This is a genomic window from Candidatus Nomurabacteria bacterium (assembly GCA_023898565.1).
Classification (GTDB): Bacteria; Patescibacteriota; Minisyncoccia; order Phycocordibacterales; family UBA918; genus OLB19.
The window spans coordinates 305867-328327 of record CP060228.1 but is presented as its reverse complement, the minus strand read 5'-3'; the positions used below and the strand labels follow the sequence as shown (position 1 = coordinate 328327).

At 47.3% G+C, this 22461-nt stretch carries 29 protein-coding genes and 3 tRNA genes; 22 read left to right on the top strand and 10 right to left on the bottom strand.

Annotated elements, in window-relative coordinates:
- The first annotated feature begins 1 nt into the window (after position 1).
- The 11 genes from H6780_01620 (at position 2) to H6780_01570 (ending at position 7535) form a co-directional block, all read left to right on the top strand.
- Complete coding sequence (locus tag H6780_01620) at positions 2-1249, top strand: ABC transporter permease (protein USN89101.1); 1248 nt, start codon at positions 2-4, stop codon at positions 1247-1249.
- A 2-nt stretch (positions 1250-1251) separates the two neighbouring features.
- Positions 1252-1959, top strand: coding sequence for an ABC transporter ATP-binding protein (locus H6780_01615; GenBank protein USN89100.1), 708 nt, complete (start codon positions 1252-1254; stop codon positions 1957-1959).
- 61 nt (positions 1960-2020) lie between these two features.
- Positions 2021-2407, top strand: a complete 387-nt coding sequence (gene ruvX, locus H6780_01610) for a Holliday junction resolvase RuvX (protein USN89099.1) — start codon at positions 2021-2023, stop codon at positions 2405-2407.
- 3 nt (positions 2408-2410) lie between these two features.
- Positions 2411-2740 (top strand): tRNA-binding protein, encoded by a 330-nt coding sequence (locus H6780_01605; GenBank protein USN89098.1) that lies wholly within the window; start codon positions 2411-2413, stop codon positions 2738-2740.
- Positions 2741-2744: 4 nt separating this feature from the next.
- Positions 2745-3359: a hypothetical protein gene (locus H6780_01600; protein ID USN89097.1), complete on the top strand. Its 615-nt coding sequence runs from the start codon at positions 2745-2747 to the stop codon at positions 3357-3359.
- A 60-nt stretch (positions 3360-3419) separates the two neighbouring features.
- Positions 3420-4508, top strand: a complete 1089-nt coding sequence (pilM, locus tag H6780_01595; protein USN89096.1) for a pilus assembly protein PilM — start codon at positions 3420-3422, stop codon at positions 4506-4508.
- A 2-nt stretch (positions 4509-4510) separates the two neighbouring features.
- Entirely contained in the window at positions 4511-5056 is a 546-nt protein-coding gene (locus tag H6780_01590; GenBank protein ID USN89095.1) for a hypothetical protein, read from the top strand.
- On the top strand, positions 5053-5586 hold the full coding sequence (locus H6780_01585; protein USN89094.1) for a hypothetical protein: 534 nt from the start codon (positions 5053-5055) through the stop codon (positions 5584-5586). The genes H6780_01590 and H6780_01585 overlap by 4 nt, the downstream gene beginning before the upstream one ends.
- Positions 5573-6025, top strand: a complete 453-nt coding sequence (locus H6780_01580) for a hypothetical protein (protein USN89093.1) — start codon at positions 5573-5575, stop codon at positions 6023-6025. The genes H6780_01585 and H6780_01580 overlap by 14 nt, the downstream gene beginning before the upstream one ends.
- Positions 6026-6363: 338 nt before the next feature.
- Positions 6364-7017, top strand: coding sequence for an SGNH/GDSL hydrolase family protein (locus H6780_01575; protein USN89092.1), 654 nt, complete (start codon positions 6364-6366; stop codon positions 7015-7017).
- Complete coding sequence (locus H6780_01570) at positions 7014-7535, top strand: NUDIX domain-containing protein (protein USN89091.1); 522 nt, start codon at positions 7014-7016, stop codon at positions 7533-7535. The genes H6780_01575 and H6780_01570 overlap by 4 nt, the downstream gene beginning before the upstream one ends.
- A gap of 237 nt (positions 7536-7772) precedes the next feature.
- Here the strand turns inward: H6780_01570 and H6780_01565 are convergent.
- From H6780_01565 to H6780_01550, 4 genes are all read right to left on the bottom strand, one after another.
- Positions 7773-7844 (bottom strand) — tRNA-Arg (locus H6780_01565).
- 175 nt (positions 7845-8019) lie between these two features.
- On the bottom strand, positions 8020-8391 hold the full coding sequence (locus H6780_01560; protein USN89090.1) for a hypothetical protein: 372 nt from the start codon (positions 8389-8391) through the stop codon (positions 8020-8022).
- A gap of 122 nt (positions 8392-8513) precedes the next feature.
- Positions 8514-8942, bottom strand: a complete 429-nt coding sequence (locus tag H6780_01555; protein ID USN89089.1) for an NUDIX domain-containing protein — start codon at positions 8940-8942, stop codon at positions 8514-8516.
- A gap of 344 nt (positions 8943-9286) precedes the next feature.
- Positions 9287-9359: transfer RNA gene (locus H6780_01550), tRNA-Val, on the bottom strand.
- 108 nt (positions 9360-9467) lie between these two features.
- Here H6780_01550 and H6780_01545 point away from each other — a divergent pair.
- From H6780_01545 to rplS, 4 genes are all read left to right on the top strand, one after another.
- Entirely contained in the window at positions 9468-9740 is a 273-nt protein-coding gene (locus H6780_01545; GenBank protein USN89088.1) for an acylphosphatase, read from the top strand.
- A 5-nt stretch (positions 9741-9745) separates the two neighbouring features.
- Positions 9746-10426 carry a di-trans,poly-cis-decaprenylcistransferase gene (gene uppS / locus H6780_01540; protein ID USN89087.1) on the top strand — a complete coding sequence of 227 codons (681 nt, stop codon included), beginning with the start codon at positions 9746-9748 and terminating at the stop codon, positions 10424-10426.
- Entirely contained in the window at positions 10395-11168 is a 774-nt protein-coding gene (locus H6780_01535; GenBank protein USN89086.1) for an RluA family pseudouridine synthase, read from the top strand. The genes uppS and H6780_01535 overlap by 32 nt, the downstream gene beginning before the upstream one ends.
- 129 nt (positions 11169-11297) lie before the next feature.
- Complete coding sequence (gene rplS, locus H6780_01530) at positions 11298-11858, top strand: 50S ribosomal protein L19 (GenBank protein ID USN89253.1); 561 nt, start codon at positions 11298-11300, stop codon at positions 11856-11858.
- 105 nt (positions 11859-11963) lie between these two features.
- On the opposite strand, the gene H6780_01525 is transcribed toward rplS, so the two are convergent.
- A complete protein-coding gene (locus H6780_01525) occupies positions 11964-13898 on the bottom strand; it encodes a peptidoglycan-binding protein (protein ID USN89085.1) in 1935 nt (644 codons plus the stop codon).
- Positions 13899-14061: 163 nt separating this feature from the next.
- On the opposite strand from H6780_01525, the gene H6780_01520 reads away from it, so the two are divergent.
- The 3 genes from H6780_01520 to H6780_01510 all read left to right on the top strand — a co-directional run bounded on the left by H6780_01520 (position 14062) and on the right by H6780_01510 (position 15277).
- A tRNA-Leu gene (locus tag H6780_01520) sits at positions 14062-14145 on the top strand.
- Between the two features lie 57 nt (positions 14146-14202).
- Positions 14203-14646, top strand: a complete 444-nt coding sequence (locus tag H6780_01515) for an NUDIX domain-containing protein (protein USN89084.1) — start codon at positions 14203-14205, stop codon at positions 14644-14646.
- Between the two features lie 88 nt (positions 14647-14734).
- Positions 14735-15277, top strand: coding sequence for a hypothetical protein (locus H6780_01510; protein USN89083.1), 543 nt, complete (start codon positions 14735-14737; stop codon positions 15275-15277).
- Between the two features lie 122 nt (positions 15278-15399).
- Here the strand turns inward: H6780_01510 and H6780_01505 are convergent, their stop codons facing one another.
- Complete coding sequence (locus H6780_01505) at positions 15400-15771, bottom strand: response regulator (protein ID USN89082.1); 372 nt, start codon at positions 15769-15771, stop codon at positions 15400-15402.
- Positions 15772-15852: 81 nt separating this feature from the next.
- On the opposite strand from H6780_01505, the gene H6780_01500 reads away from it, so the two are divergent.
- Together H6780_01500 and H6780_01495 are read left to right on the top strand one after the other, a co-directional pair.
- Positions 15853-17133: a hypothetical protein gene (locus tag H6780_01500; protein ID USN89081.1), complete on the top strand. Its 1281-nt coding sequence runs from the start codon at positions 15853-15855 to the stop codon at positions 17131-17133.
- Positions 17134-17142: 9 nt separating this feature from the next.
- Positions 17143-18027, top strand: a complete 885-nt coding sequence (locus H6780_01495) for a hypothetical protein (GenBank protein ID USN89080.1) — start codon at positions 17143-17145, stop codon at positions 18025-18027.
- Between the two features lies 1 nt (position 18028).
- Here H6780_01495 and H6780_01490 read toward each other — a convergent pair whose 3' ends face one another.
- The 4 genes from H6780_01490 to H6780_01475 form a co-directional block, all read right to left on the bottom strand.
- Complete coding sequence (locus tag H6780_01490; protein USN89079.1) at positions 18029-19138, bottom strand: hypothetical protein; 1110 nt, start codon at positions 19136-19138, stop codon at positions 18029-18031.
- A 50-nt stretch (positions 19139-19188) separates the two neighbouring features.
- A complete protein-coding gene (locus H6780_01485; GenBank protein USN89078.1) occupies positions 19189-19635 on the bottom strand; it encodes a pyridoxamine 5'-phosphate oxidase family protein in 447 nt (148 codons plus the stop codon).
- Between the two features lie 129 nt (positions 19636-19764).
- Positions 19765-19986: a hypothetical protein gene (locus H6780_01480; GenBank protein ID USN89077.1), complete on the bottom strand. Its 222-nt coding sequence runs from the start codon at positions 19984-19986 to the stop codon at positions 19765-19767.
- 147 nt (positions 19987-20133) lie between these two features.
- The gene (locus tag H6780_01475; protein ID USN89076.1) at positions 20134-20463 is read right to left on the bottom strand and encodes a hypothetical protein; all 330 of its coding nucleotides are present in this window, start codon (positions 20461-20463) and stop codon (positions 20134-20136) included.
- 174 nt (positions 20464-20637) lie between these two features.
- Here H6780_01475 and H6780_01470 point away from each other — a divergent pair, with 174 nt between their 5' ends.
- Together H6780_01470 and H6780_01465 are read left to right on the top strand one after the other, a co-directional pair.
- Complete coding sequence (locus H6780_01470; GenBank protein USN89075.1) at positions 20638-21711, top strand: metallophosphoesterase; 1074 nt, start codon at positions 20638-20640, stop codon at positions 21709-21711.
- A 68-nt stretch (positions 21712-21779) separates the two neighbouring features.
- Positions 21780-22310, top strand: coding sequence for an NUDIX domain-containing protein (locus tag H6780_01465; GenBank protein USN89074.1), 531 nt, complete (start codon positions 21780-21782; stop codon positions 22308-22310).
- Positions 22311-22461 lie beyond the last annotated feature (151 nt).

Here is a 22461-nt window from a genome sequence, read left to right as displayed (position 1 = left end):
TATGCGTGCATTTCGACTCGGAGTATTTCTTGGCTGGAGACAAATCCAACATGCAAGTATGTGGGCAACGGGGTTGATTGTGGTCATTATCTTGTTTACCTTTTTAAATCTCGTCGCACTGAGTGGTATCTTGCTTGGAATCGTTGATGGTGCACTGGATCAAGTTCGAACGCAGGCGCTTGGTGATATCAATGTATCGCCGCTTGATGGTGAGACAAGGGTTTTGGAAACAGAGCGTTTCCTGCAGATACTTGAAACATACCCTGAGATAAAAGCATATTCAGCTCGATATGGGGGGTTGGTGACGATTGAGGCAAATTACAAAGAGCGACGCAGCCTGAATCAAGACCCAGATATTATCGCGGTCAATGTGACAGGAATTGATCCAGTAGCAGAAGCGGCCACTACTGATCTTGAAGATTTGGTGGCCGAAGGAGAGTATCTTGATCCGAATGAAAGTGGATACATTTTGCTTGGGAAGTACAATGTGGACCGGTACGCGGCCGAGTATGGCAATGTGTATGATTCACTAAAAAAGATTAAGCCAGGGTCACCAGTTAAAGTCACTGTCGGTGATGAGACACGAGATTTTATTGTAAAGGGGATTATTGATTCCAAAGTCGATTTGATTTCTGTGTCAGTGTATATGCCTGAACGGGAGTTTCGTCGAATGTTTGATCGATATGATCATAACGCAAACCAGATTGCAGTACGGCTGGTCGACGGTGTTGATGAGGCAGCGGTCAAAGCGAAGCTTGAATCGAGTGATCTGAGTGCACTTGGAGAGATTAGTTATTTTAGTGAAGACATACCAAAGTTTGTGGTCGATGTGCGCGATACCTTCCAGAAGCTATCACTTATTGTGGGAGTAATCGGTATCACGGTAGCCTCGATTACTATTTTTATTGTTATTTTTATAAATGCATTATCTCGAAGACGTCAGATAGGTATTTTAAAAGCGATTGGTATCACCCGTCGAACGATTGAATTTGCCTACATTACCCAAGCTTCTTTTTACGTAATCATTGGCTCAGTTATCGGTATTTTGGTAACCAAATTTGGATTGGTGCCGTATTTTATGGAGCATCCAATTGATTTTCCTTATGCGGACACTGCCTTGCTTATTGATGATGCTGGGCTTTTGCTACGGTTCGGTGCGCTGCTCTTGGTGGCGCTTGTAGCTGGCTTCATACCAGCGTGGATGATTACCAGGCAAAATACGCTCGATGCGATTTTAGGTAGAAAATAGGTATGAATATTATTGAAACAGTTGGATTGCGTAAGACATTTACGAATGGCGACGTTGAGCAGGAAGTTTTGAAGGGTGTTGACGTGAGTGTTGCTGCTGGTGAATTTGTGGCGATTATGGGTAGATCTGGGGCGGGAAAGTCAACTTTGCTGTATCAGTTGTCTGCCCTCGATGAACCAACGACTGGTCGTGTGGTGGTTGATGGACAAGATCTCTCGCTGATGACAGAGGCTGAGGTGACGGAATTTCGCTTGTACACTATGGGGTACGTTTTTCAAGATTATGCTCTAATTCCTGACTTAAGCGCCGCAGAGAATATTATTACGCCGCTTTTGATGCGAGGTATCGCGTGGGGAGAGGCTGAGGAATTGGCGTTGGCGGCGCTTGATGCCGTCGGCTTAACAACAAAAGCCAATAATCTTCCGTCACAACTGTCTGGTGGCGAACAACAGCGTGTGTCCATCGCTCGGGCCATCGCCGGCCGCCCAAAAATTATTTTTGCTGATGAGCCGACCGCCAATCTTGATAGTGTGTCGGGTAAGGCAGTGATTGATCTTTTGATTTCGCTTCATCGCACGTACAAGCAAACCATCGTTATGGTTACTCACGAAGCGGAATACACAGCATTTTGCGATCGAGTAATTCACCTAGAAGACGGCCAGATCATGACTGAAGAAACTGCCATGCGACCACCCGTTACAAGCTCGTAGCGTATGGGAGGGGCGAAAGCAAGTCGGTCATTTGTATCGATTGTGGTATTCTGTCCAATGTATGAAACGAATGGGTATTGACTTTGGTTCAAAAAAAATAGGAATTGCGATAACCGATGATGCCGGAGTGATGGCGTTTCCGTATGGTGTTATTCCCAATAATGCGCAGTTTTTTGCGGCCATCGAAAAACTGGTGACCGAGCGTAGCATCGCTGAGATAGTGGTTGGGCATTCGCTTGATAATAATGGTGAGCCCAATAAAATCCACGCTGCAGTCGAGGAGTTTATTACTGATGTGACGCTGCAAATCGGTATTCCTGTTCATCTGGAGCCCGAACAGTATTCTTCTCAAATGGCAGCTCGCGTCACCGGAAAAAACGCACAGATTGATGCCGCTGCCGCTGCGCTCATTTTGGAAAGTTTTATTACTAAAGAAAAGACTAGATAAAGTATGTCCATTACATTTGATGATTTCGCAAAATTAGAGATTCGCATCGGTACTATTGAAGCAGTGGAGCTTGTCGAGGGGGCTGATAAGCTCCTTAAGTTGACAGTCGACGTTGGTGAAGCACAGCCCCGTCAGATTCTGTCGGGCATCAGACAGTTTGTGGCCGAGCCGGAAGCCTTGGTGGGGAAGCAGTGTCCATTTCTGCTCAACCTTGAGCCGCGAGTGATTCGAGGGCTGGAAAGTCAGGGGATGATTATGGCTGGTGGTGAAGGTGACGTGTTTACACTCTTACATCCCGATAAAATAGTAGAGCCTGGAACCATAGTACGATAAATACATGTCACTAAGTGAGCAGGTTGAAGATGAGGTGCGAGACGTGCTTAAGACCAGTACGGTTGAAGGTGCTAAGAAAATCGTCCGTGGAAAACATGCGGGGCCAGCAATGCTTGGTCTGATTTCCTTTTTTGAAGCAGTGCTACCATTGCCGATTTTAACGGATCCGTTTTTGATTGCAGCGATTTTACTAGATCGTGCTCGCGCGCGAAGTCTGGTGCTTTTGACTGTTGTGTCATCAGTGTTGGGAGGGGTGGTGGCGTATCTAATGGCCCTGTTTTTATTTGATTTTTTGATGTCATGGCTGTCACCGGCTATGATTGATCAGTTTAATATGATGGTGCGTGAGCAAAATGCCAGCACTTTCATGCTGACGGTAATCGGTGCAGTGACGCCAGTGCCATACACAATCGTGGCGTGGGTAGTGGCGGTGCTGCAAGGAAGCTTGCTTGTTTTTACTCTAGCATCAGTACTTGGTCGCGGCTTTCGTTATGGGGTGGTTGGTTATGCTACGTACCGGTTTGGTCCAGCTGCAGTTTCATACATAAAAAAATATCTTGGCGTGGCGTCGCTGATTGTGCTGGTCGCAGCCGCAGCCGCGTATTTCTTTTTAAAGTAAGGTCCGCTGTGAGTTCTCGGCTCGAAACAAAGCTCACAACAGCGTATACTAAGGATACATATGTCGGTTCTTTCTCGCTTGATTCCTCCGCCGAGCTATCTCACCATGCCTTGTGTCGGGGTGGATATTTCGGATACGTCACTAAAATACGTTTCATTTCATTCAAACGCTTGGTCAAAAGCTGATCGTCAGATAAAAGACTGGGGAGATATCCCCGTTCCGAATGGTGTGCTTGATCGCGGTCAGGTGGTTGATCCGCAACAATTGACTGCGGTGTTGAAGGAGTTTAAAACAGCAACCAAAGGAGAGTTTGTGCGAGTGTCGCTTCCTGAAGAGCGAGCATATCTTTTCGAAACTGAAATTAGACGAAGTACACCAGCTAAGGAGGTGCGTGGACTTCTAGAATTTCGTTTGGAAGAGAATGTGCCGATTCCATCAAAAGATGTGCTGTTCGACTATGTGATACTACCATCAGATAGTGATAGCCGAGTGGCGCAAGTGGTGGTCGCAGCGTACGCGCGCGAAACAATTATGCAGTATTACGAAGCGTGTGTTGCGGCAGGACTTCGTCCGGTGTCGTTTGAAGTTGAGGCGCAAGCCATGGCGCGGGCAGTGGTTCCGAAAGATGTCACAGGCGCAGTGATGCTTGTTGATTTCGGTAAGACCAGAACTGGTATTGGCATTGCGTACAAGGGGGTTTTGCTCTACACCTCAACCATTGACGTGGGTGGCGACGTATTGTCGCAAGCGTTACGTCGAGTGTTGGGGGCAGAGATTGCTGAATCTGAGCTTACCAAAATAAAGAATACTCGCGGACTCATTCGTGGAGTTGATTCAGGTGAAGCGGCAGACGCGCTTTTAAATGCTGTGTCAATCATTAAAGATGAGATTGCTACACGTATGCAGTATTGGCATTTACGGAATGGTAATAGTGACATGCGACGGATTGGATCGATTGTGCTGTGTGGTGGTAGCGCAAATCTCAAAGGTCTCCCTGCGTATTTTTCTGAAACCTTAGGTGTGCCGACGGTGCGTGCCAATGTTTGGGAAAATACTTTTTCGCTCGATCACATCGTGCCGCCGATTGATCGAAATCATTCTTTTGGCTACGCAACAGCGATTGGTTTAGCACTAAAGGATTCAGCATAACCATGATCAATTTGATTCCAAAACATGCCAAGAAAAGTCTTCGCGTCGAATATTTGATTCGCGTCGTTTCGGTGTGGATGATTTTGTGGAGTGTGGCCCTCTTTGCTTCCGCAAGTATTTTACTGCCAGCATATGTGCTCATTGGAACACAGGTTGCTGGATATGAGCAGTCAGCTTTTGAAGCAATGGAGCGGGTGACTCAGTACGAAAACACCTCAGCCGCACTCATTCTTGCTAGCCAAGAAGCAAAGCAAATAATTGACAGCTCTACGGTTGCGCCGTTTTCTGTATATGTCGCTATGATTGAATCGCTTGAAGGTAATCATGTGCGAGTGACTCAGATTGGCCTAAATCAGGTCGGTGGGGTGGTGTCACCGATTGTGGTAAATGGTATTGCGAATGACCGTCAGGCGCTCGCGTCTTTCAGAGACAGACTTCTCGCTGATGCACGGGTCGATTCTGTTGATTTGCCTATTTCAAACCTGACCAGTGACCGCAATATCACCTTCAATATCACCGTTACATTGGCTAAAGAAAGTAGTATATGAGTGGCAGTACTAAAAAAACAGTTATAATCGCATTGATTCTTACGTTAGCGTCGGTGGCAGTTTTTGGATTTATGGTATTTCGGGTGTTTGAGCAAGGGGATCGTTTAGTGGCGCAAATCGGCGCGCTTGAAGAGCAGCGAGCGCAAGAGGCAGCTCACCGTAACTTGCAACGTATCGCTACTGATTCACAAGCTGATCGAGATAAAATCAAAGAATATTTTCTTGAAAAAGAAAGTGAGAGTATCGATTTCTTGAATCAGGTGGAAACACTAGCGCCGCAGGTAGGAGTTGCGCTTAAGACGACAAATTTACAGCTTGTGACAGAAAAGAACACGAAACAAGCTTGGATTGAAGTCACATTTGAATTTTCTGGTACTAGAATGTACGTACAAAACTTTATTCAGATTTTAGAAACGCTGCCATATGTATTACGGCTAAACTCAGTCACTATGGAGGCCCGTTCTCGGTCAGAGTGGCAGGCAAGTGTCACGATGCAGATTCAAGTATTGTCTTATGATGCACAAAAATGATTTTAAAAAATTAATTAGTAAGATACGAGGATCTGACCAAGGTCTTCGTGTACCGAAATTGATGAACCCGGTACGCGACTGGTGGATCGGCTTACTTATTTCGCTCCTGATTTTCACGATTGCTTCAGTCTGGAGTAGCTACACATACACGAGACATCGCGATATGGTGGTGGAAGAGGTCGCTCTCGTTGATTCTTCTACGGTCGTGTATCGTGAGGCGATGGTGAAATCAGCGTTGGAGTACTTTGCAGCTAAACAGGAGCAACACGAAGCGCTTATTCGAGCGGCACAAAGTCTTGATGTGGAGGCGTCTCTGTTAGATGTTGACAGTAGCGTGACTGACGACACCCAGTCAGCCTCTTCTTCAGTTGTTGAAATTGAAGTGCCAATGAATCAAGACAGTGAAGCTGGGGATGAGCCAGTGAGTCTGGGTAATTAATCATTGCTGTGTAAAAAGAAAACTGGCCGGAAGCGAAGCTTCCGGCCAGTTTTTCCTGTGTGCCTGTACGACCACGCTAGAACTTATTTTACGACAAAAGGCTGAAAACGAGAACCGCACAAGCCCCGCCACCTATTTCGGACGTAGCCGAAATGCGCCCCGCCAGAAAAACCCTTTGCATTTTTGAGATTTCCCCCGCCGATTTTTCTTTTTTAAGGAAAAGGCCGTTTCTGTCGGGTCGCCTGCCGTAAACGGCAGAGGCGGCGTGGTTCGGTCGGCATAGCCGACACGCTTCGCAAGCGAAGCGTAAACAGAAGAAATTCTGTTATAATTAGCGTATGAATACAAACCCACAAGCAAAAGTAATTCTATGTTATGGCGACAGCAACACTTGGGGTCAAAATGACGACAAAAACACTGGCAGCAGATACCCTGTAAATGTTCGCTGGACTGGCAAATTACAAGAACTTTTAGGTAATGACTACTATGTTATTGAGGAAGGCTTGGGCGGACGCACCACAGACCTAGAACATTACAACCCCGACAAGCCATCACGCAACGGACTTACTTATTTTGTGCCTTGTCTAACAAGCCACTCGCCAACTGATATTGTCGTCATTATGCTTGGCACAAACGACCTAAAAGTACAATACTCACGACCAGTTGCCGAAATCGCTGACGCACTAAAACCATTTATTAACGCAGTACGAGAAGCCTCGCAAGAAACGAAGATTTTGTCAGTAAGTCCAATTTATGTAAATGACCGTGCGCCGAAATTTGACGAATACTATCACGATACATACGACCAGCAGTCTGCCGAAAAATCAAAGCAACTGGCAACCGAAATACAAAGGGTAGCCAGTGAAACTGGCTCGCTATTCTTTGACGCAAGCACAGTTGCAAAGGCTGGACTTGACGGCATACATTTTGACCAACAGTCGCACCCTGCGCTTGTGCAAGCCGTAGCGGAAATATTCAGGAGCAGATTATGAAAAACCTACTTACAATTCACGAACAAGACATTGTGCCAGAAGCACCAGTTATAGACACTGGCAATTTTCGCAAGCGTGAAGCCGCTCGTGCGGTTGTGTCTGACAATGCTGGTAAAATTGCCCTGTTGCGTGTCGGGCTTTACGATTACCACAAATTGCCTGGCGGTGGTATTGACGAGGGCGAGAACATACCAACAGCACTAGAACGGGAGTTGTTAGAAGAAATCGGCTGTAAAGCTGAAGTAACTGGTGAAGTTGGCGAGATTATTGAATATCGTAACCAATTTGAGCTAGAGCAAATATCTTATTGTTTTATTGCTACGCAAATTGGCGAAAAGGGCGAGCCAGACTTTACCGAGAAAGAACTGCGAGAACAGTTTTCAATAGTTTGGGCAGACAACATTGATGGTGCTATTGCACTTCTTGAACAAGACAAACCGACAAATTACGAAGGCAAGTTTATACAAAAACGCGACCTTGCATTATTGAGAGCAGCAAAGTCGCCTGCAACGGTGTAATTGTTGAGCGCACCGACAGAAAATACCCTTTTCCTTAAAAAAGAAAAATCGGCGGGGGAAATCTCAAAAATGCAAAGGGTTTTTCTGGCGGGGCGCATTTCGGCTACGTCCGAAATAGGTGGCGGGGCTTGTGCGGTTCTCGTTTTCAGCCTTTTGTCGTAAAATAAGTTCTAGCGTGGTCGTACAGGCACACAGGAAAAACTGGCCGGAAGCTTCGCTTCCGGCCAGTTTTTCCTGTGCCCCCACCAGGAATCGAACCCAGATCAAAAGGATAGAAGCCTCTCGTTTTATCCATTAAACTATAGGGGCAAACAAGCACAAATTGCTTCGTGCCATACTAGCGCAAAAATAGTGAGAAGTCATCAATTATGTTCGATTAAGTGTCATTTGCCTGGTGCACCATGTGGAATGACGTTAGAACTATTCTGGCGCAAGAAGAAAAGGAAAACACCTACGGAAGGTAGGGTTTTCCGTAGGTGTGTTGTCAGACTGCAATCCTGGCGCGGATATGTTGCTCGATTACGTACAGGCGACTTTTCTGGTAACTCACTGGGAGAGTGTCGCCAGGAGTGGTGATATCAAAAAGTGCTTTTGATATCTTTACCTCCGTGTCGCCGTGGGGAGTGCGCACTTTGATCAAGTGCGCAGGCGGAATATATGCAGTTGTGCGTCCTCCGAGGGGTGAGCTGCCGACCACACATGAGTATCCATCGCGATAGCGGGTGGACAAAACAGTCGCTTTTGTTACATGAATTTCTTGTCTCCAGAACTCCAAGTCAAAAAAACTCAATAAATGATCCCAAAAATTGGGGGCCGGGTCGGTGAGGTCGGGAATTGAAAGTTGCGTCACTTTCATTTGTAGTCATCTCCGTTGAAATTGATAGGAACTTGTAGAATCAGGCGTGCTGAACTTCAAGACTGTCTAAACAATACTATTTAAAACAGAGAATGTCTAGTGCACCAAAATGTGGAACGACGTTAGAATTTTTTTACGTGATTTTGAGGGTCAAACATCTCGCCCAGTTGTTTAATAGTGGGGAATACATTCATGCTCTTAATGTCTTCTTTGTCTACAAATTTAATGTTTACGCATTCGTCTGAAGGAGTAAAACTCAAATCTTCAACTTCAGCTTCGTACACAACGTTAACAATCCACTGCTTGCGATTCATTGTTTGATCTGTGATGAAGTAAGAAGGATTATTTGCAACCCATGTAGTTTTAAGTTCCATCTCCTCACTTATTTCTCTTGGCAAATCTTCCTGTGGGGTAGCGCCCCAATCAAGACCACCACCCGGCAATTCCCAGACCCCATTATCTTCTTCACAAACAAGAAACTTATCTCTTTCTTCATTTAAAATTAGCGCTTTGACACTGACACGGTAAAAGCATTCTGGTATTTCATTCATGATAATTTTTTATATTCTTAAGGAGTGCCAAGTACGCTTTGTCTCCGGCTCTGTATGCTTGAAAAATACACTAAAGTTCGAGAGTAGTCCATTTTTTAATTACGTCTACAAAAAATGAGCCTTGCATTACAGGCTCATTTTCTTTGTGTGCGATGAGAGACCTGGTCACCTTCACATCAATATTTTCTGCGCAAGCTTGAAAATATTGTGCTACGCGACCCCGACGCTCGAATCGTGCTTGTTCCACTCCGCGCGATATACTCGCTTTCTTCAAGTCTCTCCTCACTCTGCCAAATCTGAGACACAAGAAAGCCCAGACAGACGTCTGAGCTTTCTTGGTCTAGTGCGCGATGAGAGACTTGAACTCCCGACCTTCTCGGTGTAAACGAGCTGCTCTACCAACTGAGCTAATCGCGCATATATTTATGTAGGCATTATCCTACCCAATTTTAAGAAAAACACAATACCCTCTGCGGGGAGGTGATTGGTTCGCGCTTTGGGTGCATAGTGGGTATACTGCTCGGTATGATTGAAATTCACTGTGTGGTGACGGGGCAGGTGCAGGGAGTAGCGTACCGCGCCTACGCGCAAGAGTCAGCGACTGAGCTCGGGCTGGTGGGGTACGTGAAAAATAAGCCAGATGGCACCGTGTTTGTGGTGGCGCAGGGCGAGCCAGACGCACTTAAGTCTTTTGTAGAGTATCTGCATGAAGGGTCGCTCATGGCAGTAGTAGAGGGGGTGGCAGTGGAATGGCGGAGTGCCGGCAAAACCTACCTGGAATTTTCAGTGTTACATTAATTACTATGGTTGAAGTAAAGGTAATACCAACTTGTGTTGGTTTTATTATGGACGGCAATCGCCGCTGGGCAAAAGCGCAAGGGTTGCCGACTCTAGAGGGGCACCGAAAAGGTGCTGAGGTGTTTGGAGATACTATCAAATGGCTACAGGAGAGTGGCGTTGCGCATGGGGTCTACTATGCATTCTCAACCGAGAATTGGCAGCGGGACAAAGCAGAGGTGGGGTATTTGATGGATTTATTTCGAGAGGTGCTTAGGACTACTGCCAAGGAGCACGGCGTTCGTTTGCGAGTAGTTGGGAGAGTGAATGACTTTGCAGATGATATTCAGAAGCAAATTAGTGAGATTGAGTCCGAGACTGCAGCGCAGGAATACACGACGACTATTTGGGTAGCGCTCTCGTATGGTGGAAGGGCAGAGATTGTGGCAGCGGTAAATGAAGCGATTGCGCGCGGTGAGAAAGTGACTGAAGAAAGTTTTGAAAAAATACTTTGGACGGCTAAGATGCCCGATCCAGACATTATTGTGCGTACCGGTGGGGAACAGCGTTTGTCGAATTTTATGACCTGGAAGTCCGTCTATAGTGAATTTTTATTTCTTGAAAAGCCGTGGCCCGCTTTGACCAAAGCTGATTTTATCGGCATACTGGATGCCTATGGAAACCGAGAGCGACGTAAAGGAAAATAATCTAACGGAGCCGGTGGTGCTGTTTGAAAATGACGATGTGCTCGTCATTAATAAGCCGTATGGCTGGATAACGCACGAAGATGGCGTAGGTGATGATCCGACCGTGGTCGAGTGGTTTTGTGCGCGCGTGCCCGAAGCGAAAGGGGTGGGGGAAGTGGGCTATTCGCCGCAGGGTGCGGAGCTTGATCGTTCTGGGATTGTGCACCGGCTCGACCGCGAGACGTCTGGTGTCTTGATTTTGGCCAAGCATCAAGAGGCATACGTGCACCTAAAGCAAGCCTTTAAAGACCGGGCGGTATACAAGGAATATCGCGCCGTAGTGTATGGGCGAATGAACGACCGTTGGGGCACCATCAACCGCCCTATCGGGCGCAGTACGAAAGACTTTAGAAAGCGCTCAGCCGAGCGCGGGGCGAAAGGTGAACTTCGTGAAGCGATTACTGACTTCGAGCGGATTGGTATGGGGGAATACGAAGACGAGGCGTTTTCCTACGTGAAGTTGATTCCCAAGACAGGTCGCACGCACCAACTGCGCGTGCATTTGCGCGCGCTCGACCGACCGATTGTGATGGATGCTCTCTATGCAGATTACAAAATCCCTAAATCAAACAACCTTGGTCTTAATCGTCTCGCGCTTCATGCGCATATGCTTGAGCTTACACTGCCGAGTGGAGAAGAAGAGCGTTTTATTGCCCCAGTGCCAAAGGAGATCGAAGAGGCGGTTGAAAAGATCGTAGAATAGTATCGGCCGCCGGGTCGTCTGACCTCTTTCTTTTTGGCATTGCAGAATAGGGAGCTTTATGGTAGATTGTGGCACGTTTTAAACGGCTCATTCGTTTAATTTATTAAAGAAAATATTATGAAAGCAGCAATGACAGGGGTGTCTGTATCACCCGTAAATATGGAAGAACGCAAGGCGCTTGGTATTTCTGCCGGCGATACGGTGCGTGTTCACCAGAAGATTCAGGATAAGGGTAAGACTCGTATCCAGATTTTTGAGGGCCTTGTATTGGCTCGCAAGCACGGAGATGAACCAGGAGCAACTTTTACGGTACGTAAGGTAGCTAGTGGTGTTGGCGTGGAAAAGATTTTCCCACTCTACTCTCCACTCATCGACAAGCTCGAGATTGTAAAGCGTGCCAAGGTGCGCCGCAGCAAGCTGTATTACATCCGCGAAAAGGTAAACCGCGAGATTAAGCGTCAGATGCGTCGAATGAGCTTGGTATCTATGGCTACAGAGTCAGGTGCAGAAGCAGCTGCTCGTGAGGCAGAAGAGGCTAAGAAGGCCGAGGAGGAAGCGGCTAAGGCTGCTGAAGCGGAGGCGGCTAAGGCAGCAGAAGTTGCTGCTGCAGAAGCACCAGCTGAAGAAAAGGCTCCTGAAGCTGCTCCAGAGACTCCAACAGAAGAGGCGACTGAAGAAAAGAAAGACTAATAAAAAACACCGCAATGCGGTGTTTTTTATTTCGGGTGAGTAGGGAGAGTAAAAAGCGGCGGGCCCGAAGGGCCCGCCGCTTTTTGTTTACATTTTAACTAAGTACTAATTTACGATTGTGACGACATTAGTTCGGTACTTGTTCTCTGGTCTTGCGGTCCAGGTGGTGTCTGGGGTCACGGTATCATTGCTGTAGCCGATGCCCATGAGTTGGAGTCGGGCCACAGTGTTTGTTGCACCGGGTACGTAAGTCACTGTAAGGGTTACGGTTTCTGTACTATCTTCAGCGATGAAGAAGTAGTTGCCGCGCTCATCAGCTGAGCTGGTTACAATCGCAGTTCCAGAAGCGGTTAGGGCATTGCCGGTTGCATCAGTAAGTTTGTACACAACGCTCGTGCCTGAATTTGGAATGTACACATCTTGTCCAAACGCGGTTACGGGAACAGTGATGCTGAAGGTTGCGTAATCGTTTGCTTCTCCGTTAGCGGTTGTGACAACAGCTGAGGTAGCAATAGTAGTGGTGTTCACTGCAGTGCCTTTAGTGGCCATGGTGTGTGTGTCGCCAGTTGCAGTGCCGCTTAGCTGATCGAGGCTAAGATCGTCTGTGCCTTCAGCCACTATATCGTCAGCAACCACAGCTGCTCCAATAGTGGTGCCTTCGTGTTCGGCTGACAATGCCTTGAAGTCAACTTCCACCGTTGCGGTGATTCGGTCACCTGCATCGATGATGAAATCATCTCGGTCGAATTCAAAGGTTACTACACCAGTTTGTCCATCTACGGTCACTTCATCCGTGTAGGTTTTGTTTCCTACTACGAGACGAATGTCACGCATGAAGGTCGAGAGAGTGCTTGTGCTGACAGTGATTGATACGGGGATTTTGCGGACCTCTATATCATTTTTGCTATCATCGGTATCTAGGTCAAAGCTAAAGATTGGCAGGAAACCAGAACGGTTATTGTCTTTGAGTTGAAGTGTGGTTGCGTTGAGGTCAGCGTTTGAGCGTCGGACGAGCAGTTCGTCAGTTGCGCCAGCGCGGTCAATGTTGAGTGTTACAGCATCGGCTGTATTGCCGGCGTAGACTACGGCCTTATCAGCATCTAGCCCGCGAATACCATTGGTTGGAACAAAGACATTCCAGATTTCTCCATTGGCTGTGCCTTTTACATTTTTCTGAATGCTCGCTTTCACGGTAAGCTCGACAGTTTTACTTTCTTTCACGATGTAGTTCAGGCCAGATAGGCGAAGGGTGTAACTGCCATTCATTGGTTCGTCTTCACGCCAATTCTTTTCTTTGCTCGCGTCTACTTCAGCAATCTTTTTGGTACCTTGGTAGATGGATAGGGTGCCAAACGTGTCCCAAGGATCGTTCTCGTCGTTGCCAGAATCTGGAGTGAAGCCAAGATCGAAGCGGTTGATACGCACATCTCCATCCGAGACTCTAAACGATACTTCCATGATTTCAGCGTTTTTATCGCCTTCTTCTAGATCAGTGTCGTCGCCGTCTTTGACATCAAAGCGTTCAATTGAAGCTTCGCCACTAAGTATTTCTTCGGTCGGTGTTTCAGTGGTTGGGTTGCTTGGAGCAGGAGGGGTGGTCGTTGGCGGAGTCACGACAGGAGTACACATATTTTGAACACGGCCACGAGTTAGGGGTCCAAAATATCCTACGGCAGGACTAATTCCTTCTGCTTTTTGGAACTTCACCAATGCTTGCTGGGTTTGTCCTCCGAAGTAGCCGGTGGCACCGGCAGGAATGGTATAGCCTTTACTAATCAGGAAATTTTGCAACCTGGTGACTTCGTCTGATTGAACACCAAGCGTAAGGTCACGATTAAAAATCGAGCAGCTTTGGCTTGGTGTGGTTTTGGCCCCGAGCTGGCTTTGCAGCGCAGCGATTTGTGCTAAGAGCGACTGTATTTGTGCTTGTAGTTCAGCTGCGGTTGCTGCTGAAGCGTAGGGAGCAGGGAAGGTAATACCAACGAGCGAAAGCGCGATGATACCACCAACCATACTCTGTTTGAATGTTTTATGTTTCATGGTGGTTTGATTTATATTTGTTAATACGACTTGTACCGGTTTACCTTTCGTATATCGTATATGACGATTGATGGTGGCAAGACTTACACGCGTCCGGTCGGACTTGAATTGCGTGCTGTTTTCAGGCATAATGGCCCGACCTCAGTAGATGTATACATCTCATGTCCAGGTGGCGAAATTGGTAGACGCGCTACCTTGAGGGGGTAGTGGGAGTTTTCCCGTGCTGGTTCAACTCCAGTCCTGGACACAATCGTACAAACCGGCCGGAAGCTTCGCTTCCGGCCGGTTTTGCTATACTGCATTCATGCAGACTAAAAAAGATATATCATACGGAATTATTCCCATTAAAAAAATTGAAGGAGCGTGGAAGGTGTTTCTTATTAATCAATTCAGCAAGATTGGCAATAATACCTACTGGGTCTTGCCGAAGGGGCACCCTGAAGCGGGGGAGTCTCCGCTTCAGACGGCTGTCCGCGAACTAAAAGAAGAAACTAACATGCACGCAACACAGGTTTTTCAAGAGCCGGTTTTTACATCTGAATATTCTTTCGTCTATGATGGTGCGAAGATTGAAAAGTCTGTTCATTTTTTCATTGGCATTATTGAGGCGGCGGAAGTGATGCTTGATCCTCAGGAGGTGAAAGAAGCGGGGTGGTATGGTTTGGAAGCAGCAATCGAACGACTTGATTACAAACAAACCAAGGAGTTGTTCAGAGCAGCCAAGCTACATATTGAGCAAAAGCTCTAGAAGTTGATATATTTTATTTTCTGTGTTATAATAGAAGCAGTAAAGTCACGCAATCAAGCTGACTTAAAATTTTAGAAAGGAGGACGCTATGCGTCTTGCAATCAAAATCAAACTGCGTTTTTTCTTCCCGCTCTTTTTGCTAATCTGGCTCATTCCGGTGCAAGCAGGGCAAGAAGTTCCTTACAATCTGGTTTGCTTTTCTGAAGCCGGCCTCAAGAAGGTGCTTCGCGAAGTGCAGGGTATACACGAGTTCATGAGCAATCGTATTCCCTATGAGCTGCATAACAAGCAGGGATGCTCCTATGTGCAGGTTCCGTCGGGGTCTGTTGCTCGCTTGGTCGAGTTTCATCAGACCGGTAAGGGTTTCATTTTCCCAATCTTTCAGGTGCGGTACAGTACCACTCACCAGAAGATGTACTCCAGTGATGGAATGTTTTTGGCCAGAGACTGGGAGATTGGTCATGGCCGGCGAAAGTGCGGTGGCGACTTTGAAACCTGCTTGCGTCCGCGCTCGTGTGAGGCGCTCGAAGGCGTGATTGGTCGTCAGCCTGAGTATGTTCAGGTGCCGCGGGAATGTCGCCGGGAAAGAATCACGTATCCTCAGTATCATCGCTTGGTGCGAGGATACTAATTCAAAGGGCCGGAAGCTTCGCTTCCGGCCCTCTTTATATTTAGTGCAAGAACACATAGTACATCAAGAAGCTGCCGATGCAGATGCCTGTTGCGCAGGCCAGGAGCTCGTGTTTCATAGGTTTATTCGTAGATCGCAATACGGACTTTTTGCAAAATGTCATCGAGGCTGCTGTGGGCTTTAATCAGATAGTCGGTAATGGTACCCGTGTGTGCTTCAGCAATATTTTTGACATCGTCCATTGAGGTAAGCATGATTACTTTAACATCTTTACCCCAAGGATCATTACGTAGTTTTTCGAGCATGGTGTGACCATCCATGATTGGCATGACAATATCAAGTAGAATAAGGTCTGGCTTTTCAGCTAAGGCTTTTTTGAAACCCTCATCGCCATTGGTGGCGGTGCTTACGATAAAACCAGCATCTGCGACGGCCTCAGCCATTGCTTCACGAATGTCTGTTTCGTCCTCGACGACTAAAATGTGTTTTTCCATAGTGGATTCATAGTAGCATTGTCTGCTTTTACAAGCGATAGTCCCTGTCGGGGGAGCGCAACACCTGATACTATAGAGCTAATGTTTTCAACAAAGCGACATCTAATTTTGCGAATGTTTGAGCGCTTCTTGTTGGTATTTGTGGTAGTGTGGGCGCTTGGGTTGGGTTTTTGGCATGGTGCTGAAGGACTATCGTCACATGAGCTCATTGCCGGTGGTGCAATTTTAATATTGTCATTTTTGTTACGCTGGTACATTCAGCATGTGATTGATGTCGATGTCTCGGTGGTATTTTCGCAAAGCAATTTTGCGTACGATGATATATTTACTGCATTGTTTGACCGTAGTCCTGTCGCGTATCTTATCATTACGGTAGACGGTGTTATTAAGGAAGGTAATGCCGCTGCGGTTTCATTACTGGAAACAGAGACAGGAGCCCTTTCAAAGCTAAACTTTTTTGAGCGACTTGGTATTGCTGAGCACGTAGATGTTGAGGTGCTGCGTGCTAAAGTTCGAGCTGGCGTTACACTCAACGAGCTTGAGTTGCCGCTACAGACAGATGGCGAGCGAGAAGTGTGGGTCTTATTTTCGGTCTTTTCATATCGTAGTTCGAATGAACGGCTCGTATCGCTGGTTGATGTGACTGAGCAAAAACATATTGATACGGCAAAGTCTGAATTTGTTGCATTGGCAACCCATCAACTACGTACGCCGATTGCGGCAATCAGATGGAACGCTGAACTACTTGAAAAAAATCTCAAGGATACAATGACTGATGCGCAAGGGCGTTATCTCGATAAGATTAGCCGCAATGTGTTGCGCATGATCAATTTAATCAACGACTTCTTAAGTGTGTCGAAACTCGAGATGGGGACCTATGCCGCTGCGCCAGAAGAAATTAATTTATCAGAATACTTTACCGGCATTTATGATGAATTTGCTGGAAAGATTACTGAAAAACAGATAGAGCTTGTGCGGAGCGAGGTACCGCCACAAGCGACTATCAAGGTGGACAGTCGACTCTTTCATATTGTGGTGAGTAACTTAGTTTCAAACGCAGTGAAGTACTCAATACCGCAAGGCAGGCTTGCGTGTTCCTACGAGCTGCGGGGAGAAGAGCTTACGGTGGTGATAGCCGATAATGGTATCGGTATTCCGACTGGTGAGCTCGATAAGCTTTTTACAAAATTTTACCGAGCAAGCAATGCGCAAGCGCATCAGACCGAAGGAACGGGTCTTGGTTTGTATATCGTGAAGCAGTCGGTTGAGCAGATGGGTGGTCGGATTGAAGTGGTGTCTGAAGAAAATCAGGGCGCCCGCTTCACGGTGGTATTGCCGGTTCGCGTAGTGGCCGCTCAGTAATGCTCGTGTATGTTTAAATCACTTCGTACATTTTTTCTCGCCGGATTGCTCAGTTGCATTTTACTGGTACCGCAAGTAACACGAGCAACTACTACGACTACAGATGACGCCTATCGTGCGTATCTGTTGCAGGTCATTATATTATTGCAAGAGCAGATTCGGATGCTGCAGCTTGAATTGGCCGAGCGGCAAACCAATGAATCAGCTGCTGTTGATTCATTGAGCAGCCAGGTGACCATGCTGTCTCGGTATGCGGTAGGCAGTCTTGATGATGCGGTGCACATTCCTGAAGAAGCTGAGCGGGCATATTTTATGCGTGTTGCTGAGCTGGTGCCAGACACGTATCACAATCGTTTCGTTGGTTTGGGGGTGTATGGTGGCCAGGCAGATTTTGATGCGTTTGTGGAAACGCTCCCGCCGCAGCATGAGACTTGGTTGTATGCTGCGCATGAGGATTTGTTGATTGATCCGACCGCCAGCTGGAATACCGAACTTATTGTGCATGAGTTGGCGCACGTGGTCTCGCTTGATTCGGTTGAAGATTTGGCTCGAGATGAACTGTATAGGTGCGAAAGGGAGATGGCGGTGCCTAACTGCCCACCAACTGATTCATACGTTGGTCAATTTATAAAGCAGTTTTGGGGCGATGGGAAAATTGGCGCGGTAGAGCACGCAGTCGCAAATGATCGTCTTTCATCATATTACAAAGTGCACGATGATGAGTTTGTGAGCGAGTACGCAGCATCGGCGCCGGAAGAAGATTTTGCCGACTCTTTTATGTTTTACATGCTCGGAAAGCGGAGTGAAGGGCGTGTGGCAAAGGAGAAAACCGCTTTCTTCTCAGGTTACGAAATGTTTGCCGATATCAAGATTCATGTACAGGCGGCAAAGTAGGTTAGGGTTCTAGCTGCAGTGTTTCCTTGGCGGCAATGATGCGGTCGTAGCTAGCACGGATACGTGCTTCGTTTATGGTGCCTGCGATCACTGCTTCTTGGACGGCAGCAATGGCGGCGGTAACTTTTTCTGGTTCCGCAGCGAAAAGACAGATATCAGCGCCAGCTAAAATCGCTTGTACAGCAGCTGCATCACTTGGAGTGGTGGTCGCGATTGCTTGCATGATGAGGTCATCAGTGATGATAACGCCCGCAAAATCAAGTTCGTCGCGCAGATAGTCGGTCAAGAAAAAATGCGACAGTGTCGCTGGCTGGTTGTCAATCAGCGGGTAGCGCACGTGCGCTGTCATGATAGCAACGGGCGGGTTTTGCTTGATGAGCGAGCGGAAGTTATTTGTAAAGATATCTAGCTCGCTACGTGAGATTGATACTTCAGGGAGGGTGGCATGAGAATCGTCAGGCGTATCCGCGTGTCCGGGGAAGTGTTTCACTACTCCTGCTACATGTGATGTCGCCATGCCAGATATAAGTGCCGATGCTAAGGCTACACGATTGCTACCAGCGGGGAAGGCGCGTTCATAGAGGAAGGAGTTTGGATTATTGGCTGTCTCCAGAACAGGAGCAAAATTGAGATTGATACCAAGGTTATGTAAGTCTGCACCGCGAGCAAGGCCGATGGTGTAGGCTTGTTCTGGAGTGGTGATTTGGCGTTGGCTCGTGGTGGCATATGGTGCCTGTTTCAGTCGGCTGACTGGGCCGCCTTCTTGGTCAATCGCGACAAACAGAGGAGAGTCTACGGCGTTGTTCCAGCCGGTGACCCAATCGGATATGGTGAGTGGATCTTCGGGTGCACTCATAATAATTACGCCGCCAATGTGGTGCGCTTTGAGCAGGTCGGTGGTGCTGGCAACGGGCTGGTTTGCCCAGTGACCAATCATAAAGAGCTGGCCAATCATTTTAGCGAGTGGCGGGTAGGTTGCTTTGATTGATGTCGTGCTGGTTGCTGTCGGTGGCGGAGTCGTGACCGGCAAAAATGGTGGACTGAAAAACAGTGTCCCGAGAGTAATAACAATAAGTGTGGCCAGGAAGATGAGGGGGTGGATTCGTTTCATGGTGTGAGTATAGCAAAAGCGCGCCGACTACGTCGGCGCGCTTTTTACATTTACGGACGAATCTCCGTGAGGTCAACAATTGATAGTTCGCCGCTTGCTGCATCAAGCCAGCGTACGAAATGTGGGGTGATTTTAAACATCACAAAATCTTCAGCTCCCTCAACGTAGTATTTCGATGGATTTTTTTCCTTAAAGAAGGCGTACACCTTAGCCTGGTCTTCTGGTGAGAGTTGCTCGGCGGTACCACGAATATCGACTACTTTCAGTGGGTCGAGCACATCTTCAATCACTGAAAGTGAAACAACCGGGTGCTGTAGTAAGTGTTCATATTTTGAGAAGGCGCGGCGAGTGCCAAAGAACACATTCATTTCATCGTCGATCACATAGAGGAGTAGAGAGGTGGTCGGTTCGCCGTGTTCATCGAGAATAGCGAAGACCGCTTTCCGATGATTATTAAGAAAATCGATAATGGTTTGACGAAGGGTGGCTTGATTCATAGAAGCTAATTAGATTACTTGTATAGAGATAGTATAACTCTACATTTTGTTGCCGAGGCTTTGAGTGGGGCATAAGAAAACCCTGTGAGGTCATTTGACTTCACAGGGTTTTGGTTGGGGCTACTACCATCACATGCAGCCCTTGTTCATGAGGTACTTCTCGCGGTCGACTTTCGGCCAGCTGGCCGTGGTTTTCTTGGCCCGGTCGCAGCGGCCCTTGTTGGCAGAGCCGAGCACCACGGCGTTGGCAGCAATGCCGGCACCGCCAGCAGCCAATCCCACGAGAGGGAAGCAGCCCTGCAGCATGAGCGCTGCACCAGCAACGACTCCAATCAAAGCCATCTTTTTCATGACTTTCTCCTTGTAACAATTTAGAAAAACTACCTACCGTAATCTACTAACGAGCATGGTTTTTGTCAAGTTTTGAGTTCATTTGTAGCGGGAGGTAGTACCAAAAGAAACGACCAGCGGGTGCTGGTCGTGGTGGAGAGTGGGGCGCTAGCTGCATCCGGCTTTTCGCATGCGTTCGGATGCTTCGGCCGGGTTGCCGCCGCCGCGATACAGACTTCCCGAAAGCTTTTTGCAGCGATCGGTGTTGTCGCTTCCGCCGCGCCGCGTGGTGTTCTTCGGCTCATCGGCTGACTGGTCGTCGCCACTTTTCTCGCCGCGAAACGCATCGGCCGTGCTGTGATACAGATTCACTGCGCCATCTTTTGTGCTGTGGTAGAGCCCGACGGCGCCTTCTTTGATGGAAGCGCAACCGGTCGTCATAGAAGGAATCATGATTGTCATGAAGGCAATCATGAGTGTACGGAACAGAGTTTTCATGACTTTCTCCTTGAACGTAACTCTATTCTGAAAATATCATTTTTATCTGATTTGTCAATAGTTCCGGGGTGTTTCGGTAATGTATCGCGCTGAAGAGTCATTTTGGGTGTGACAGTTGCTCGGAAGAGCGGTAAGAGTGGCGTGGTTCGTTCGTAATAAGGTACTATGAGATTTATGTCTATGGTTATATTCATCGGTATTGCGTGGGGAGTGATGTTTTTGCTCCACGTAGTTGCATATGTGCCTATTGCTCGTGCATTTCATATATCAGTACCGTATTGGCCCCTAGTGCTGGCAGTGGTATCGTTCTCTTATTTTTTAGCCAGTATGGGAGTGCGTCTAATGGGCGGTAAATTGGCTGATTTATTTTATTTTGTTGCTGCGGCGTGGCTTGGGGTGGTATTTTTGTTGTTCTCAGTGATGGCGCTGTATAGTTTGGTGTATGTGGCGACGCGGCAGGATTATCCAATGGTTGTAGCAGGACTTTTAGTGCTAGTCGCTGGTCTTTCGGTGTATGCGCTCATAGCGGGGCGGAGCTTGGTGACCAGGGAATACACTATCCCTATCAAAAATATAGTAGAGCCAGTAACCATTGTGCATGTATCTGATATTCACATTGGAACAGTGCATCAAGAGAAGTTTCTAGAGCGAGTGGTAGCGCTCACCAATGAAGCCAAACCAGACTTGGTTTTAGTGACCGGAGATTTGTTTGATGGATCAGCGCCGGTCTATCCTGAGATGCTTCAAGCGCTCGATACGCTCACTGCGCCGAGTTATTTCTCGCATGGCAATCATGAAGAGTACGAAGGACTGGGGTTGGTGAAGGAAACAGTGAAGGACTTAGACATGCAGCTTCTTGAAAATGAATTGGTTGTATGGAATGGGCTGCAGATTGTGGGAGTAAACGACCGACAAAGTTTGCGCAATACTTCACTCGATGCGGTTTTGAGTGGTCTACCACTAGACGCGACCAAACCAACCATTCTTATGTACCATACGCCGTCTGATTGGGAGGTGGCGCGTGCGCATGGGGTAGATATAATGCTCTCTGGTCATACACACAATGGGCAAATTTATCCGTTTACACTTTTGGTGCGCCTGGCGTTTCCGTACATCAATGGGCTCTATGAGGAAGCGGGGAAGTATCTCCATGTCACGCCTGGCACTGGTACCTGGGGACCACCAATGCGCCTCGGTTCGCGGAATCAAGTGACGGTATTGCGCTTGGAGCCGTTGGTGCAAAATTGATGCAGTGAGTGCTGTCGAGCAGGTGTGTGGGAATAAAACACTGACCACTCTGTTATATATTTGTGTATATGAAACAAAACTTTGTGCTTAGAGATACTGATATTTTTCCGGACCCTGAGTTTGCTGTGTCTGAGATATATAGTAAACGTCAGACCGTGAAAGCAATTGCTGTCCGGTCAGATGGCCGATATGGTTTTGTGACTAATCCTGTACACAAGTGTGTTTTATTGCCGGGCGGGGGAGCGGAGTCGTCTAATCTAGAACAGGAGGTCATTCGTGAATGTGCTGAAGAGCTTGGTTGTACCGTGCGGGTATTACGAAAGATCGCTATCGCGGAAGAGTATAGAAATAGAGATAAGAATCAGTACGAAACCACCTGTTTTTTAGTTGAAGTCACTCATAAAAACGAAGAAGACACTAGAACCAACGAAGAAAAGGAGAACGAACTAACTGCTATTTGGCTTACTGCAGCTGAGGCAACAAAGAAACTTTCGTCACAAGAGCAGCGTGTACGTCGTGGAGACTTGGCTTTTTATAATACTGCTTTTAATGTGATCAGGGATTATAAGTTCTGGCTTATGTACCTGGGAAAGAGGTAGTAGCTTTACCGTGATTCCACTACGGACAGTAGGCACTAAAAAATACCTTCAAAATATGTTGCTATACCTAGCTTCTTAATCTGGGCACGTACTGTCCATGGGGTGGAACCAGTTTGAAGAAATGGCTGTAGGGTGGTTGGAGGAAGCGAGG